Genomic DNA, 15,349 nt, shown 5'->3' on the forward strand with positions numbered 1-15,349 from the left:
GCCCGATCCCAGCCCCCGCAAGCCCAAGACCGCGATGCGTCTGCTCGATCCGGAGCAGATCAGGCGCGAGGTGGCGCCGCTGGCCAATCTGCTTCCCAGCCAGAGTGCCCGGGAAGCCGAGATCATGCCGCCGCGCCGCAAGCTCCGGCCGGAGCTTTCAGAACTTCGCACACGTGCGAACTTCGCGGAAGCTATACGGGGCATCTGGACCGAAGCCGAAGACAACTTCATCGCGATCGGCCGCTACATGAACCATGCCAAATCGGTGCTCAACCATGGCGAATTCATGGGAATGATCGAAACCGACCTTCCGTTCCGCTACAGCACGGCGAACCGGTTGATGAAGGTCGCGGCCGCTCTCGACGCCGGTGCCCTGCCCGCCGATCAACTCCCCCCGAGCTACGCGACTATCTACGAACTCCTGACGCTTTCGGAAAGCGAGCGCCGGCAGGCAGTCGAGGAAGGCATCGTACGTCCGGATATGCAGCGCAAGGACGTGACCGAGTTTCGCAGGCGGATGAGACGAGCTGCCGAGGATAGAGCCTTGAGCCTCGAGACGGAGCGTGTACGGCTGTTGAAACGCATTGACGAAATCGACAGGCAACTGGCTGCGATTCGGACAGAACGGAACGGAGCCGCTTAGCGGCCATCCGCGTGGAAGCCATCAACGCCGACCCCCTGGCCTTCTTCAAGGGCTGGCCTTCTTCAAGGATTGAGGACGCTACGCCCCCAAAGTACATGGAACCTCGCCGCCTCCCCTGCACCGCCCCACTACCTGCTTTGGCGGGAGGACACGGTGAACTTGCCGGCAGGCCACGTGGAGAGCGCTTCCTTGTTGCCGAATGCGGAATCGAGAGCTGGTCTCTCGACTCCGGCGGCCTCGGTCAGGGGACAAGCAGTTGGCGCCCTCCCCCCTTTGACCTCACTCAGTCGGGATATGCCAGCCTCCCTAAATCATATTCACGTCCACGACCTTCGTTTCCTACCGCATCATCGATCCTGAAGCTGCATTGTCCACTGTGTTTGGCAGCAATAGCAATGTGAAGCTCAGTCACCTGTACGACTCCTTCAGGAACGTTAGCGCTTCCCGGCCGGGTAGGAGAACCAAGATCACGCCAATGGACGAACTGCATTTAGAAACACTCCCACATGCCATTCAAGACGCCAGTTTCCATAATGGAACAACGAACTCGTTGTGAGGGTTCCTCTCTCCGCCTCCTTAAAGAATATGTACTCCAAATGTTTCGGGGACTTGCAGCTAGGATAATTCATGCGCATGAACCGTTTGGAGACAGGAAGCAACCTTTGCGCTACCATAATATTAGCGTCCTCAGCCAGGAGGGCGATCATGCAATGACATCGGTTTCCCTTGTCGAAGGTATTCAATGCCGTCCGATCGGCCTTGTGCGGAACCGCACAGGGTTTTCATGGCTGTGGAAGTATGGGGCGATCCCGCCTGACATCGGTTCTCATGACCGGGCCAAATGCAGTGTGCGGTTCCGCACACAGGTTCATGAATAATCGACGGGGCCAATCAGGCAGCGATTGACAGATCAGATCACGCACTAGAAACATCGACGCAGATCGATCGACCTGGGCGGAGAAGCGGTGATGGCGCGTGCAGCGAAGAAAAAGGCGGAGGCGGCGGACGCTGTTCCAATCGAGGATTTTACCGCCGAGCAGTCCGTCGATACATCAACGAAGGCAGCCGCCAAGCCATTGGCAAAGTCCGTTGGCAAATCCACCAAAGCATCCGCTCCGAAGCGGGCGTTCGTCCTGGCGGTCACGAACCTGAAGGGCGGGGTCGCCAAGACGACAACAGCCTGCAATGTCGGATGGGGTCTGACCGACTCAGGCCTCAGCTGCCTGATCGTCGATCTCGACATGCAGGCAAATGCCACCTCGGATCTCGGCTTCGACATATCCCAGATCCAGGAGAGCGGGCTCAGCATGGCAGCGGTTCTTCGCGGCCAGCATGACATGGACGATATCCTGCTCCAGTACAGCGATACCAACCTCTGGGTAGCGCCCAGCGCCAAGGCCCTGACAGACGTCGAGCGCCAACTCAGCACGGAGATCGGCGGCGAGAAAAGGCTGTTCCAGAAGGTCAGCAGCGTCAGCGGCCGTTTCGACGTCGTCATCTTCGACTGCGGCCCCAACCTCAACCTGCTGACGATCAACGCGCTTAGCATGGCGGACTTCCTGATCATCCCCGTACAAACCGAATATCTGGCGGCGCATGGCACGCTGAGCCTGCTCGACACAGTCTCCCAGGTCCGCGACAACTACAATCCCGGCCTGACCATCCTGCCGATCCTGCCCACGATGTTCAGCGAGCGGAACAGCCAGGAGCAGGCGACTTTGGGTGAACTGCGCCAACTCGTTTCCGACATCGTGCCCATCTTCGATCCGGTCCCGCGCGCCACCGTGTTCTCCAAGGCCTCGGCATCCGGGCACCCTGCCCTGCGCGCCAGCGGGCGTTCCAAAGCGGTTGGAACCTATCGGAATTACGTGAAGATGATCCTGTCCAAGATGAAGGCGGCACGAACCTCCAGCAAGCAGGCGGACTGATCCATGGCAAATCTTCTCGCACGGCGTGAGCCGACCAGCATGCAACGGCAGGCCAAGGCGCTTGTGGCCAAGGTGGGGGAAGCGGACCCCAACGGGCGTCAGCAGCGGATTCCCATAGCCAGTATCAGACCGAACCCCAACCAGCCCCGGAAGAACGTCGATCAGTCGAAGATCGTCGCGCTGGCCGAGAACATCCGCCGGGTCGGGCTGATCAATCCGGTTACCGTCGTTTATCGCGATGGTGGCGAGTACGAACTCCGGGCCGGTCAGCGCCGGCTGCTCGCCCATCAGCACCTTGGCGAGACCACGATTCTCGCCCGCGTCTTCCTGACGTCGGATCCGGCTGTCGCCATAGCGGAGAACCTGCTGCGCGAGGACCTGGACGTCGTGGAAACCGCTTTGGCGATCCGCGACATGATGGAGCAGATGGGCGTCGAGGATCAAAGTCAGATCGCCGACCTCGTGGGCATGGAGCGCTCGCGGATCAGCCGCTTCCTCGGCGTTCTCCGCATGCCGCAGGACATCCTGGACGACTACAGGGACAGGGTCGACGAGATCTCGGCGACACGGTTGTTCGAAGTAGCCTCCGGCGGATCGGACGAGCGCCAGCGCGTTCTCTGGACGCTGGCCAAGGCCGGTTTGACGGAGCGCGAGCTGCGCGAGGCCAAGCGTAGCGCAGCCGGGAATGAGACGGCGGCCGGCGCCGAAGCCGGGCAGGGCGAGGCACCTTCGAGGGGGCCGTCCCCGTCGCGCGACCGCTCCGCACGCCCGCTGAAGATGGGCAAGAAGTTACTGGATATGATCGAGCATTTGTCACTTACGATAGGGCACCTGGACGGCACCGGCGACCGGATCGATGAAGACCATCGCTTGCAGCTGGAGACTCTGCGGGAGCGTATCGATCGGATACTGAAACGGTAGGGCAGGGGGAAGCCGGTAGTCGTGTGCGGAACCGCACAGGCGACTTTGCCAATCCACTTGGACGGGCCGTGCGATGACACTTGCAACTCCGGAGGCTGGACCAAGCGTGGCGCATCGGAGCGCACCTCTCCGGCTGTAAGACATCGAACGTCGGGGACCGCTCCTGGTGAAATCCGGCAAAGATATCGGGCCTCTTCAGCCCGACATCTAATGCTCCAGACCGGTCAAACTCTTAGGCTCCAGGTATTATGGGATTTGATTCGCTGGCAGCGCCTGCGGTTATCAAGCTGGCAGAAGGTCACCTCGTCCGCCTCGTGACCCAGGAAATCAGCGCTTGGCGTCTACAAACCGACTTTTATTTTCCGCTAGCCTGCCGGCTTCGAACGAGCAAAAGAAAAGCTAACAAACACGCTATGGCTGTAAGAACCCAGATCAACGCACCACGCGAACTGCTGAAGGCCAAGCTGCCGTTTCCCCAGGCCGCACGGACCTCTTCCAAATCCTGCCTCAGGAGCGGCAGCGGCAGCATGGAAAGCTCAGCGACCGGGATCGATCCTAGAATGCGCCGGGGGTCCGGTTTGGCGTCCCGCCCGTTGTCCAGCGGTAGACGCCGGGCCAGTCGCTCCACTTCGCCATCGCCTGCGAAGAATTGCGGGTCAAGCGTCAATGGGAATAGGGATGTCTCGCCCTGCATCTTAAGCTCGATCATTGCGTTGACGTCGTTGCAGACGCCCAAGGCATAGTAGCCGCCGAACGGAAGCTCCGGATGGTGCTGCTTGATCATGCTGTAGGCACGTACGATGCCGCTGGCAAGCCGGGTGACTTCCAGGGCCTCCGCACCTTGGTAACGATGTGCGACATTGCCCATGACCCAGGCCTGATCCCGCGTCACACTCGGGCGGAACACGGCTTCTCCGTCGATCCCGAAGTAGAACGACAGGGCGGCATTGACCACAGGGCCGCGGACGATGAATTCGTGCTGTGAATGGCTGACCGGAACCAACAGGAGACGGTCAGTTCCAGGGACAGTGATCCCGGTATCGATCCAGAACGGCGTTAAGACGTCGCGTCCCTGATAGATCAGGTCGCCGAAATTGGCGAAATACCTGGAATCCCTGACCTCCAGGTCGTGGCCGGCCTCCGTCAGGGCGTTCATGAGAGCGCTTGGCGTGTCAACAGGCTGTCCACCTATGACGACGTGATACCCTGAAGCGTCATCCCGGGAGTCCAAGGAGAGGCGGTTCAGCACCTCGGCGAGCCGCAGACTATCGGCATAGCGGCCGGCCAGCTCCGGGTCGATCCGATCGCCGACTTCCAGTCCGAAGCCCAGGGATCGTAGATAGGCATCCGGTGCCGGAGACCTGCCGGCAGCGGGGATGCCGAGCTCCTCTTCGATGGGTGCCCTATCAGTCCCCTCGACCGCGTCCGGCTGCGGAATGGCTGTATCAGTGGACTTGTCCATCGCCGCCGCCGCAAGCCGGACGGCCCGGCCCATTCCGGTTACGGTCATGCCTGGAAAGCGGTCCAAAGCCTCGAAGTTTTTGCCGAGGATCAGCTCTCGGAGCCGCTTGATTTCGTCGGGTCCAAGAATCCCGCCGGCTTTCGGATTTCGGCCCAGGCGCGTGTACAGCGCCTCCACGAAGTCCGGGTTTTGGGACAGCTCGGACATAACCTGTGACACGGGCAGCCAGGATGCCTCGTTTGCCGACAGCGGCGCCCGGCACATCAGCATGCCGGTCAGGAGCAGGGTTAAAAGCACGACCACGCGATGCGGGGCGGAACTCATCGCGTCTTGCTCGCCATCATCGAAGGACTATCCGGCATCAGCCCGCAGTTTCGGCTCTTGGTGCAGGACTCCGCCCAGTGAAGAAGTAGAATACGCCGGACCTCCTCGATCGTATGGGGATCCGATTGCGTCGAATGACCGGAGCGGACGACGAACTCGGAGTCGACGCCTTGGATATGAGCACTCTTGTATTCGACGACGCCATCGTCGCCGGTTTCGGCCGGGCCGTCTCCGCGCACGGCGATGATCGAATGCGCCTTGACGCCCTTGACAATGGGGGTGCGCGCCAGCGTCCTTACCAGTAGGCTGCCCGGCGTCATGGCGTAAATGCTGCCGAAACCAGGTTGGCCTACCAAGACAGTGCTCTCCCTGTCCAGCTTGCTGATTTCCGACGTCGCCCTCAGGAGATTTCCCGGCAATCGTACCAAGCTTGCGACAAAATGGCTGATCCGGTCACCGGCAACATAGCTGCCGCCATGGGGCGTGGCGATAAAGATGAGGCGCCGGACGGAGGGAACCGGCTTGATGAAAAGCGCCTGTTTGAGTATCTCGCGGCTCTGCGGGCTGACGTCCAGTTCCTCGGGCGGCTTCTTGAATGCCGAATTCCACAACCTGTCACCCACATCGATCGCCGCCATTTTGGTGAGTAGCCCGCCCTGGCTGTGGCCGATGACGACCATCTCGTGCAGCGACGGGTCCTCTCCGGACGGGTCCAGGGCGGCAACCGCCTCCCGAAGGGCATCGCGCAGCAGCATGGCGGAGTAGGGAACCGGATTGCCCGTTTCATATGAGAAGAACCAGAACTGGAAATGGTCGCGGATGCGCGGGTCGCCCCTCAGATCGTTCAGCATCTCGGCCCAGCGCACGGGGCTTGACGCCGTCCCGTGGACGAAAACGACGGGAATGCGCCCGGACTGATACGGCTCCAGGGCCACCAGCCGCGACGGCACGTTCTTATCCAGCAGATTGCCCCTCAGGAAGCCGCCGTACTCGAACTCCCAGGCCGGCACGCCGCTCAGCATGTAGGCGAGCGAGGCGGTATACTCCACTTCCAGCGGAACCTGCCGCTGATCGATCAGGATCGTCTTGACGTCGGAGGAAGGATGCAGCTCGAGCTGCCCACGAACGATCCCGCCGCCAAGCTGGCGCCAGGGATCGTCGATGCGCAGTAGGGCGGTCACCGGCGTCTTGACACGCACGGCGACCTGAAAGCCCTTGGCCAGTTGACCCTGGGTCGTTCCCGCCGCCAAGGGCGCGCCGATCCCCGACTGACGGTAACGATTGTCTAGGCCGCTGATTTCCAGTTCGGCGGCTGGAAAGAAACCGGTCAGCTGGCGCCCTCCCCAAGCGAGGTCGCGCGGATCGAAGGCGACGTCGAGCTGGCCGAACGGTAGCTGATAGCTTGCCGGCCGGATGGCTATCTCGTCGCCTTCCTCAGTAGCCAGTCCCGAGGTCAGACCACGATTGTACATGTCGCTGGCGAGCCGAAGCCGGGGATCGTAGGGATCGGGCGGTTGGCTGGCTGTCCCAGGAAACAGGAAGGCGTAGGCGTATAGCGCGGATGCCAGATAATAGGGGCGTCCACCACGCTCCTCCGCGTGCAGGAACGACATCTCCGCGAGGGCGAACACCTCGTTGGCACCGCCTTGTCCCTCGACGACCGCCGTATGGAGGTCGACAATGGCGTATTCAGGCTTCTCCTGGTAGAGATCCGTCAAGGACCGCTGCCGCAGCACGTTCCGGGTCTGATCGCTGAGCGTATGAGCCGACAGGACATTGCGGGTGAGTTCCTGATGAACCGTGGCATGGTCCACGCGTTCGACGCTGATCGGACCGGCGCAGCCAATAGCCAGAAGCACTCCTGCCAGCAAAATCGTGCCTTTAACGGAATATCGGAAGATCGGCCACGTCATGCGGAGGACACTCCTGTCGGCAACCCGATGAAACATAGGCTCTAGTACCCAGGAGGGGCGCCGACGGTCACATAGGTAACGCTTCCGTTGACATAGGCTTGGTTATACCAGGTGCCGCCGCACCCATAGTAGCTTACCCCGCCAGTCGCCACGACTGTGGGCGAGCAGGGGAGCACCGTGACATAGGTCGGCGACGACGCGGCGCCGGCGACATAGCCCACGGTCGCGCCGACCGCCAATCCGGCCACCGCCCATCCCCAGTCATCGTCATCATCATAGTCATGATGATGATCCCAGTCGTCGGACATGTTCTGCGCGGCATTGCTGCGGGCTTCGGTACGCTCGGTCTGGCCTTGCTGGCGGGCGTCGGTCCGCTCAGTGGACCCTTGTTGGCGGGCGTCGGTCCGCTCGGTGGAAGCAGTCTGCCGCTGGTCCGACCGCTCGGTCCGCTCCGCCTGGCCCGATGTGCGTGTCTCTGCCCTTGTCTCGGTGCGGGTCTGCTGCGTATCGGCGCGCTGGCCCGACCGCTCGGTGGCCCCTGCCTGACGAGTCGCCGTCTGCTGCGTCTGGGCGCGCTGGCCCGATCGCTCGCTGGCTCCGGCTTGGCGCGTTGCGGTCTGCTGCGTCTGGGCACGCTGGCCCGACCGGTCGGTGGCTCCGGCCTGGCGTGCGGCTCCTCCCCCCGAGGCAGGTCTTTGCGCCGAAAAGCTGCCGCTGGCCGCGGCGCCCGAACGGGAGTAACCACCGCCGCCACCGCCACCGCCACCGCGCCCACCGCCACCGCCGCCGCCGGCCCGCGCGCCTCCACGCGCGTTGGCGTCAGCCACCATGGCGACGACCAGGAGCAGCGACGAAGCGATCGAGATGGTGAGTCTTGCTGATCGCGATTTCATTTCGGCAATCCTTCCATGCTGCCGGATTGCGCCGATGTTGCGGGCGCGTCAATTGCGGGGGCTTCACCGGCAGGGGTTTCACCGGCTGTGGCCGGCTGGTCGGCCGCGTGCTGGCGAACTCGAACCAGGAACGGGATGCGCTCGGCTCCAGCAGGCGGGTTGAAGGCCAGATCCACCGGCAGAACCTCCGGATTCAGTTTCCATTCCGAGAATTCGGCCCGGTACTGCGGCGCGCCCTCCTCATCCCTGTAAGTGATTGCCACCCGTTGTGGCAGGTGCGTGCCGCCGCTATCCAGCCAGACCTCGAAGTCCACACCGGCACTCCGCCCCGCCAGATGGTCGGATGGAACCTCGGTCAGCACATCCCGCTCGACAAAATCGATGGATTCAAGCCGCTGATCCAGTTCAGCCGGCAGGGTGCTGACCAGCAGCAGCGCCAGTGGAAGCCTGATGTCCAAATCCTGGACCACGTAGCGCACCACATCGTCCACGCTGCCGATCTTCTCGACCTGTCCGTAGACATTGTCATTCGCATTGAACACGGTGATCACCTTGCCGTCGTAGGTCACCAGGCTCCGCTTGCCGTCGCTTTCCTCCGCGTCGATCCGCAGCCGGTCGGGGCGGATCAGCGTGACCTTGCGCCGCTCGCCGAACGTGATCTTCTGGCCGTTGTCCTGCACGACGTCGAAGCCGGCCCGGATGGTTACGCTGAATCCCTGGGCCTGGGCGAGCGTCTCGGCCATGAGATGCAGGGCGTCCAGCGCCTCACTGTCCATCGGCGCGTCATCGCCCGATTGCTCCTCATCGGAAAACTGCTGATCGGCGGGTTGTTGTTCGGACGACTGCTGTTCGGGCGACTGTTGATCGGCGCTCACCGCAGGCTCGGCCATCAAGGAAAGGAGGAGCGCGGGCCATACCAGCCACCTGGCACCTTTCATCGCTGTCCCTCCTGCACACCGCGCTGGTAAGCCGATTCCTCGCCTTTCTTGTGGTAGTCGTAAAGCATGCCGCCGGCCAAGCCGGCGCCGGCGCCGATGGCCGCCCCCATGGCGGCGTTGCCGGCGATGGCTCCGATCAGCGCTCCGCCGGCGGCCCCGCCGGTCGTGCCGGTCAGCGCACGTTGCTGCGTCGCCGACATGTCGCTGCAGGCAGCGAGGGAGAGCGCAACCGCCGCGACGCAGCTCAACCGTTTAGTTGTATCTTGAAAAGCCATGTCCATCTCCATAGGTCTTCCCGATCCGAAAGCAGCGGTCAGCGACGGCACGGATAGCGTTGAGCCAGATAGCGGAAGATTCCTTCGACCGGCAGCGTGTTCATGGCTTGGGGGTTCTGCTTAGCCCAGGAGACGAAGCCGGCGACGGCCTCGTTGCGCATCGGTCTCGGCCTGGGCTCACAGAACAGGGGCGGTTTCGCTTCGGCCGCCGCAGCGATCTGATGGTACTGGTAAGCCCCAACAGCGAAGCCGTGGCAGAAGTGCAGCGCGGCGATTCCCGTAGCATCGGCCGGCGTGGCCTCGCACAGCCGTACGAGATCGCCCGTGGTCATGACTTGGAAATCGGTTTCGGTAGGATCGGCCACCGGCTGTGCGCGTACAGCAGGAATAATCGTCATGACCGCCAAGGCTGCCATGACCGCCAGCAGAAAAGGCTTTTGTCGGCGTTTCATCGTACGCTCCTTTGTAGCAACCATCGGCGACGAAGCGTCGCGGTTCAGCGGGCCGCCTTTTGTGAGCGCGTAGCCAGTATTCATGTGGCTCCTGCTCAGTCGGCAGCGCATCTCATGAATTATAGATTTGATTGATCTTCGCGATCTTGACGGCAAAGCACTTGAGGACCTTTTGTCCTGCTTTGCAAACCGTATGGCTTTACTAAGCCACGGGAATATTTAACCAAATCGGGACTGAAAATAGAAGTAACATCCGGGCAATTTTAACAGTGATACCGTAACATGAACCGTATCATCGAAGCGATTGAGGAACTGGTGGGCGTTCAATCAGCCTCGTTCAGTCTTTCTCGTTGGCCACCTCCCGATCCGGGTCCATATCGAGCCCGGCCTTCCTCAGCCCATCGAGCATCCTGGAGATGATGGCGGGATCGATGTTCCGGCGCTCGAACTCGAACACGGCTTTGTCGCCGAAATTCGGGTAGAGCCGCAGGATTTCATCGACTTCGTAGTCGGCGTTATCCCTGTCCCCGGTCTGGCCGTAGATCATCGCCAGCACGACATGGGTGTAGACGAGATTCGGCGTTCCGATCTTCTGGGCCTGCGCCAAGGCCTCGGCGTATTGCCCATTCACATAATGATACAGGGCGATGAACAGCCGGTACCAGGTGGGTTGCGCCGGGTTGCGATCAAAGGCTTCCCTTATGAGAGGAATGCCTTTTTCCCAGTCACCGGTCAGGCTGTAAGCCCTCCCGAGATCGGCGAGGATGTCGCTGTCATGCGGGTTGAGGACCCGCGCTTGTTCGTACGCCGCAATGCTGAGGGCCGGTTCGCGCCTGAGCCAGTGGGCAATCCCCAGGGCCTGGAGGGGCAGGGGGCTGTCTGGCGCCAGTGCTACGGCGCGTCGGGCTATTTCCAGGGCCGTAAGGGTGGGATCGGGGCGCTCGGCACTTGGGTTGAAATCGATCCGCGCCTCATCGGTGTAAATGAACGCGAGGGCTGCCCAGGCATCCGCGTAGTCGGGATCGATCCGGACTGCCCGTTCCAAGCAGGTCCGGACCTGCTTGTGCATCTCCGCGTTCGGCTGGCGCCAGTACTCACGGGTCCGCAGGACGCATTCATATGACGTGAGCGACTCCGAAGGGCGCCCGACGGTGTTTTGCAGTTCCGCCTTGTCGATAACGCCATGCGGTTGCACCAGGATGAGGGCGACCTGCGTAGCGATATCGCGTCGGAGATCGAGCATGCTTTTAGATGTGAAGTCCTTGCGAAAGCTGCCGGACCAGAGATACTGATGATCCGCCGCCCGAAGCAGGGCGGCGTTGACCTGTATCTGGCCCTCCGTCCGGTCGATGCTGCCCTTCAGCACATAGTCTATCGGCACGTTTGGAACGGCGTCGCGCAGAGCCGTCTCCGTCCGAAATTGGAAGCTGGTGTCGGCACCGAGGACTAGAATGTTCTTGAAGAGGATCAGGGCACCGATCACTTCCTCGGTGACGCCCTTGGCAAACATGTTCTGCGCCGGATCGCTGCTGTCATTTTCAAATGGTAGAACCATGAGGGTCGGAACTTGGCTGGGAACTGCCCGGCTACTCACGGAAACCTGGTATCGCTGGAAAAGAGTTGTTCCCGCTAAAGCAATAGTCAGTATCGCCAAAAGAGAACAAAGGCCCGCCAGGAGCCGTGGACGCTTCAGAAGGGGGACGCGTGACGGTGCCGTGCCAGGAGGCTGATAGGAAGAGGTCGCCGCTACAGGTGCTTGACTGAACTCTGCTTCGGCTGGAACGATCTCCGGCAATCGCTCCGAGGTCGATTGTTTGTCATCGTCCAGGGCTCGGAGAAGGGTAGGGGCGGCTACTTCCCTCATGACGAACTGCGGCACGTAGCTGCCCTTCGGGATAATGATCTGAAGCCGGTCTGCGGCCCCCTCGGCCAGATAGTAATGCTCGAGGCAACGGCGCAGCCGGCCAGCCTCGATCCGGACGACAGGGTCGGAAATGGGGTCGAAACTCGAATCACGGTTAAAGACGTCTATAGCGATGGTGTAGGCCTTGATCCTGTCGGCGTTTCCGGCAAGCGTTTCCTTCACGATGAACTGCAGAAAGCGCTTCTTCCGATCGGAATTGACGATTTCCCGGCTGCTGATGACACGCTCAAGCGCGTCATGAATAAGCTGATGTGGGATCGCGTCGTTGGTATCGTGTATCATTGGTCTTGCCCAGCCGTTTGGTCATGCTCGAACAGGAAGACATACATCGCGCTTTGCAGGTACGGCAGCGTTCATCTGATCCTAAGTTTTATAAGATAATCGAAGAGTGTGATTGATCGAAATCAATTATCTTCAAAGAATCGTACGGCGTCGGCTGTATGTTAATGGCAAATCGCCAGCCAATTTTATCATGAACCTTCACATTTAGCAATTACACCGCATACCTCTTATTAGTGATTACGCTACGATAACTAAATGATGTACATAACGAAAATAGTAACATTATAAACTTAATTGATATCCCATTGTATTATTGAAATTTATTGATTGTGTGCTTGTTTCTATAGTCTTTTGAGAATAAGCCTTTTGATACGGTTAACATACGCATTCTTGATGCATGACATAACCTTTGGAGTTATCCTCACTCGTATGTTTGGATGATAATTACTTCCGGAGATGGTTGACCGCTGCCCCGGGGAGGACGGGTTACAGGCGGGACCTGCCTGTCGGGAACGCGAAGGAACGGGTTCTTTGACGGTGTGGATGTGAATCAGCATCGGTCTGACACGCTCGACCTGTCGCATCTGGACTTGGGAGGCAAGGACACGCTGATCCTGGCGTTGCTGGATCGTATGGCTACCCTTGAGCCGAAACCGACCAAATCCAAAGAAGCCTGACGCCTGCGGACCGGAAGCGATTGGCAGCGGCAATCTTCTTTTATACGACGACAGCGTGTAAGGCTTGTTTACGGTATCAAGGTTACAGTTGCGGCCTTTGTGGCAGGCGGCCGGCTCGATATATTGACGGCGCACCAGTCCGCACATCATATCGAACTCCCAGCCAGTTCGACCCTTGGGACGGCTGGACTCTCGAATACAATGTAAACATCAAGCCGGTGGAGGCGGCGAAAAGAGCAGTCCTGATCCGAAATGCGGCAATGGTGTCGATGTTGAAGTCCTCATAGTGAGTGTTTGCAAGGATCGCGACTTGCCGCTCATTGGACTCTACATATGCTATCGACTTGATCGGTTTACTCTACAGCCGGCGGGAGAACCCATGTCGGAGAGGGCAAGGTACGTCGTTGAGCGGTTTCCGGATTTGGCGGACGCCGTCAAACAGTACAGTTCAGACAACCGTTTTTTCCATGGGCTGTGCGAGGACTACGGAGAGGCGGTCGAAGCACTGCATCAATGCCAGAACTTGGACAGTTCGATAGCCTTCGAACGTGCCGACGCCTGCCGCGCCCTCATCCTCGACCTCGAACGCGAAATCCTGCTTGAACTGCATCAGTGGAACGGATGATGGTCCGATCATGCAGGCTTGGTTTGTGACCGGAGCGCGGGCCGCCCACACGTCTGATCAACCGCCAGTCCGACCTGACATCTGTTACCGTATCACACTTTCGCCGATCCGCGCCCAGTCCCATCCTGTGGTCCTCAACGCATGTATGTGGCCCACTCCGCGGTCCCCAATGCGTGAGCATATTCTCCAAAAAACAAAATCACATTCCGGGAGCTAAGCCATGAGCCGCACCACGTCATCTCTGATCATCAGGGCCGGCACCGTCCTCGGTCTGGTCATCGGGGGCTTCACCATCTCCTCCAGCACTGCGGCAACCCAGAGCAGCGAGGCCGAGAAGTTGAATTCCGAACACTATATCGAGTTGGTGCGACGGGATGTGCGTCAGGACGCACGCGAGATAATCGGACAGCAAATGACGTTCAAACAGGACGAAGCTGAGAAGTTCTGGCCGGTTTACGAGCGCTATGAAGCCGATTTGAACCGTTTGGGCGACGAAAAGCTCGCCTTGATCAAAGATTACGCCGACAACTACAAGACCATGACTGAAGACAAGGCAGGCGAACTGACCAGCAAGGCCATCGAACTGGATATTCTGCGAACCAGCCTCCTACAGCAATACCTTCCGAAATTCCAGAAAGCCTTGACCAACAGACGTGCCGCACAGTTCTATCAGGTCGAGATGCCCTTGCTGAAAATCGTCGATCTTCAAATCGCTTCACAAATGCCGATGATGCCTTGAGCGGATGACTTCGGTCCCTGGATTGAGAGTAGCGTCTTGAAGACTTTTGCTGGAGCGTTTTGCTCTCCAGGGACCGATAGTGCGATTGGAAACGCTGCCCGACACCTACACGCCGCTATCGCCGGACGACGCCATTTTCTCTCTTTCCATTCCGATCCATTCCTTGATCAGCGCATATCCCAGGGCAAGAAGGCATGGTCCCAGGAACAGGCCGATAAAGCCGAAGGTGAGCAGGCCACCGAACAGGCCCAGGAGGATCATGAGCATCGGGAGGTCGCTGCCACGGCTGACCAGGAATGTTCGGAGCAGTGCCTCCAGCACGCTGAATATCATGATGCTCCAGACGATCAGGAATATGGCCCATCCGGTCTCGCCGATGGTAAACAGCCAGATCGTCGCCGGAAGCCAGATCAAGACCGGCCCGACGGGAACCAGCGTCAGGAAAAAGCAGAAGAACCCGAGCAGAAATGCGCCGGGAACTCCGGCGATCCGAAAGCCGACGGCCGCCAGAATGGCCTCTGTGAGGTTCGTTCCGATGATGCCGTACACCACGCCCTTCAGGGTGCCCGCCGCGACGCCCAGCAGACGCGGGCCGCGCCGTCCGGCAAGCCTTTGCAGCACGGAGTCGAGGGCCGCCGCGGCACGGCGGCCGTCACGATACAGGAAGAAGGCGATGAGCAGGCTGATGAAGATCTGCATCGCACCGAAGCCGATCAAGGCGCCGAAGCCCAGGATCCGGGTGCGTGCATACTGGATGTAGGGTTCCAGCTTGGCGGTCGCCTCGACAGTGCCGCCGGCCAGGTCCGACCAGAATTCGTGTATCCGCGACCCCACCAGCAGCAGTGGCGCCACCCAGGATGGCGGCTCCGGAAGACCCTTGCTTCGCCACTCCTGAAGATTGCTGGCCAGTTGCGCCACGTTCTCAGCCAAGTTATGGCCAAGCAAAGCAAGCGGGATCAGGAAAACAGCGCAAGCGGCCAGCGTCAGGATAGCCGCCGACGCACCCGTACGCCCGCCGAGCGCGCGCGTGAGCCGGACGTGCAGCGGCCAGGTCGAGATGGTGAGAATGGTGCCCCAAAGCAGCGCCGACAGGAACGGCTGCATCACCAGGAAGACCCCGACCGCCAGGATCAGCAGGCAAACCAGCGCTACCGCGCGCTCGATCAAATGGCTACTTGGATTGTTCCGAGGGCGGCTGCCAAGGCTGGCGGCGTGGACCTCGCGTCCCAAGTGTCTGCTCATCATGTTCGGCGGTTCCCTGACAAAGCAAACGAAGCCACCAACGTCGCAAGGCGAACATCGTTCGAGATAAGAGGCTGTTATGGCTGGGATGAGGATGCAGGTCTCAGGATC

The 15,349-nt window shown here is 60.3% G+C and carries 13 protein-coding genes; 5 read left to right on the forward strand and 8 right to left on the reverse strand.

Annotation, left to right across the window (positions count from 1 at the left end; genetic code table 11):
• The first annotated feature begins 34 nt into the window (after positions 1 to 34).
• The 3 genes from N826_RS23910 to N826_RS40445 all read left to right on the forward strand — a co-directional run bounded on the left by N826_RS23910 (position 35) and on the right by N826_RS40445 (position 3,492).
• Complete coding sequence (locus N826_RS23910; protein ID WP_084721135.1) at positions 35 to 643, forward strand: DUF3102 domain-containing protein; 609 nt, start codon at positions 35 to 37, stop codon at positions 641 to 643.
• 968 nt (positions 644 to 1,611) lie between these two features.
• Positions 1,612 to 2,571: a ParA family protein gene (locus N826_RS23915; RefSeq protein ID WP_052831912.1), complete on the forward strand. Its 960-nt coding sequence runs from the start codon at positions 1,612 to 1,614 to the stop codon at positions 2,569 to 2,571.
• 3 nt (positions 2,572 to 2,574) lie between these two features.
• The gene (locus N826_RS40445) at positions 2,575 to 3,492 is read left to right on the forward strand and encodes a ParB/RepB/Spo0J family partition protein (protein WP_084721118.1); all 918 of its coding nucleotides are present in this window, start codon (positions 2,575 to 2,577) and stop codon (positions 3,490 to 3,492) included.
• Between the two features lie 355 nt (positions 3,493 to 3,847).
• Here N826_RS40445 and N826_RS23925 read toward each other — a convergent pair whose 3' ends face one another.
• The 7 genes from N826_RS23925 to N826_RS23955 all read right to left on the reverse strand — a co-directional run bounded on the left by N826_RS23925 (position 3,848) and on the right by N826_RS23955 (position 11,955).
• Positions 3,848 to 5,278 (reverse strand): hypothetical protein, encoded by a 1,431-nt coding sequence (locus N826_RS23925; protein WP_052831915.1) that lies wholly within the window; start codon positions 5,276 to 5,278, stop codon positions 3,848 to 3,850.
• Positions 5,275 to 7,191, reverse strand: a complete 1,917-nt coding sequence (locus N826_RS23930; protein ID WP_052831917.1) for an esterase/lipase family protein — start codon at positions 7,189 to 7,191, stop codon at positions 5,275 to 5,277. The genes N826_RS23925 and N826_RS23930 overlap by 4 nt, the downstream gene beginning before the upstream one ends.
• Positions 7,192 to 7,232: 41 nt before the next feature.
• Positions 7,233 to 8,084: a hypothetical protein gene (locus N826_RS23935; RefSeq protein WP_044432920.1), complete on the reverse strand. Its 852-nt coding sequence runs from the start codon at positions 8,082 to 8,084 to the stop codon at positions 7,233 to 7,235.
• Complete coding sequence (locus tag N826_RS23940; RefSeq protein WP_063772303.1) at positions 8,081 to 9,022, reverse strand: DUF2092 domain-containing protein; 942 nt, start codon at positions 9,020 to 9,022, stop codon at positions 8,081 to 8,083. The genes N826_RS23935 and N826_RS23940 overlap by 4 nt, the downstream gene beginning before the upstream one ends.
• On the reverse strand, positions 9,019 to 9,297 hold the full coding sequence (locus N826_RS23945) for a glycine zipper family protein (protein WP_084721137.1): 279 nt from the start codon (positions 9,295 to 9,297) through the stop codon (positions 9,019 to 9,021). Before N826_RS23945 ends, N826_RS23940 begins: the two co-directional genes overlap by 4 nt.
• A gap of 38 nt (positions 9,298 to 9,335) precedes the next feature.
• Entirely contained in the window at positions 9,336 to 9,833 is a 498-nt protein-coding gene (locus N826_RS23950; RefSeq protein ID WP_147040697.1) for a Rap1a/Tai family immunity protein, read from the reverse strand.
• Between the two features lie 253 nt (positions 9,834 to 10,086).
• Entirely contained in the window at positions 10,087 to 11,955 is a 1,869-nt protein-coding gene (locus tag N826_RS23955; RefSeq protein WP_044432922.1) for a tetratricopeptide repeat protein, read from the reverse strand.
• A gap of 1,056 nt (positions 11,956 to 13,011) precedes the next feature.
• On the opposite strand from N826_RS23955, the gene N826_RS23960 reads away from it, so the two are divergent.
• Together N826_RS23960 and N826_RS23965 are read left to right on the forward strand one after the other, a co-directional pair.
• Positions 13,012 to 13,257: a hypothetical protein gene (locus tag N826_RS23960; protein ID WP_044432923.1), complete on the forward strand. Its 246-nt coding sequence runs from the start codon at positions 13,012 to 13,014 to the stop codon at positions 13,255 to 13,257.
• A 220-nt stretch (positions 13,258 to 13,477) separates the two neighbouring features.
• Positions 13,478 to 13,996 carry a hypothetical protein gene (locus tag N826_RS23965; protein WP_044432924.1) on the forward strand — a complete coding sequence of 173 codons (519 nt, stop codon included), beginning with the start codon at positions 13,478 to 13,480 and terminating at the stop codon, positions 13,994 to 13,996.
• 105 nt (positions 13,997 to 14,101) lie between these two features.
• Here N826_RS23965 and N826_RS23970 read toward each other — a convergent pair whose 3' ends face one another.
• Positions 14,102 to 15,241, reverse strand: a complete 1,140-nt coding sequence (locus N826_RS23970; protein WP_084721120.1) for an AI-2E family transporter — start codon at positions 15,239 to 15,241, stop codon at positions 14,102 to 14,104.
• Positions 15,242 to 15,349: the final 108 nt, after the last annotated feature.

This window comes from Skermanella aerolata KACC 11604 (assembly GCF_000936425.1).
Lineage (GTDB): Bacteria > Pseudomonadota > Alphaproteobacteria > Azospirillales > Azospirillaceae > Skermanella > Skermanella aerolata.

Bases quoted from the DNA above. Each gene is read 5' to 3' on its own strand.
- N826_RS23910 (WP_084721135.1), top strand. From the start codon at position 35: ATGCGTCTGCTCGATCCGGAGCAGATCAGGCGCGAGGTGGCGCCGCTG.
- N826_RS23915 (WP_052831912.1), top strand. From the start codon at position 1,612: ATGGCGCGTGCAGCGAAGAAAAAGGCGGAGGCGGCGGACGCTGTTCCA.
- N826_RS40445 (WP_084721118.1), top strand. From the start codon at position 2,575: ATGGCAAATCTTCTCGCACGGCGTGAGCCGACCAGCATGCAACGGCAG.
- N826_RS23925 (WP_052831915.1), bottom strand. From the start codon at position 5,278: ATGAGTTCCGCCCCGCATCGCGTGGTCGTGCTTTTAACCCTGCTCCTG.
- N826_RS23930 (WP_052831917.1), bottom strand. From the start codon at position 7,191: ATGACGTGGCCGATCTTCCGATATTCCGTTAAAGGCACGATTTTGCTG.
- N826_RS23935 (WP_044432920.1), bottom strand. From the start codon at position 8,084: ATGAAATCGCGATCAGCAAGACTCACCATCTCGATCGCTTCGTCGCTG.
- N826_RS23940 (WP_063772303.1), bottom strand. From the start codon at position 9,022: ATGAAAGGTGCCAGGTGGCTGGTATGGCCCGCGCTCCTCCTTTCCTTG.
- N826_RS23945 (WP_084721137.1), bottom strand. From the start codon at position 9,297: ATGGCTTTTCAAGATACAACTAAACGGTTGAGCTGCGTCGCGGCGGTT.
- N826_RS23950 (WP_147040697.1), bottom strand. From the start codon at position 9,833: ATGAATACTGGCTACGCGCTCACAAAAGGCGGCCCGCTGAACCGCGAC.
- N826_RS23955 (WP_044432922.1), bottom strand. From the start codon at position 11,955: ATGATACACGATACCAACGACGCGATCCCACATCAGCTTATTCATGAC.
- N826_RS23960 (WP_044432923.1), top strand. From the start codon at position 13,012: ATGTCGGAGAGGGCAAGGTACGTCGTTGAGCGGTTTCCGGATTTGGCG.
- N826_RS23965 (WP_044432924.1), top strand. From the start codon at position 13,478: ATGAGCCGCACCACGTCATCTCTGATCATCAGGGCCGGCACCGTCCTC.
- N826_RS23970 (WP_084721120.1), bottom strand. From the start codon at position 15,241: ATGATGAGCAGACACTTGGGACGCGAGGTCCACGCCGCCAGCCTTGGC.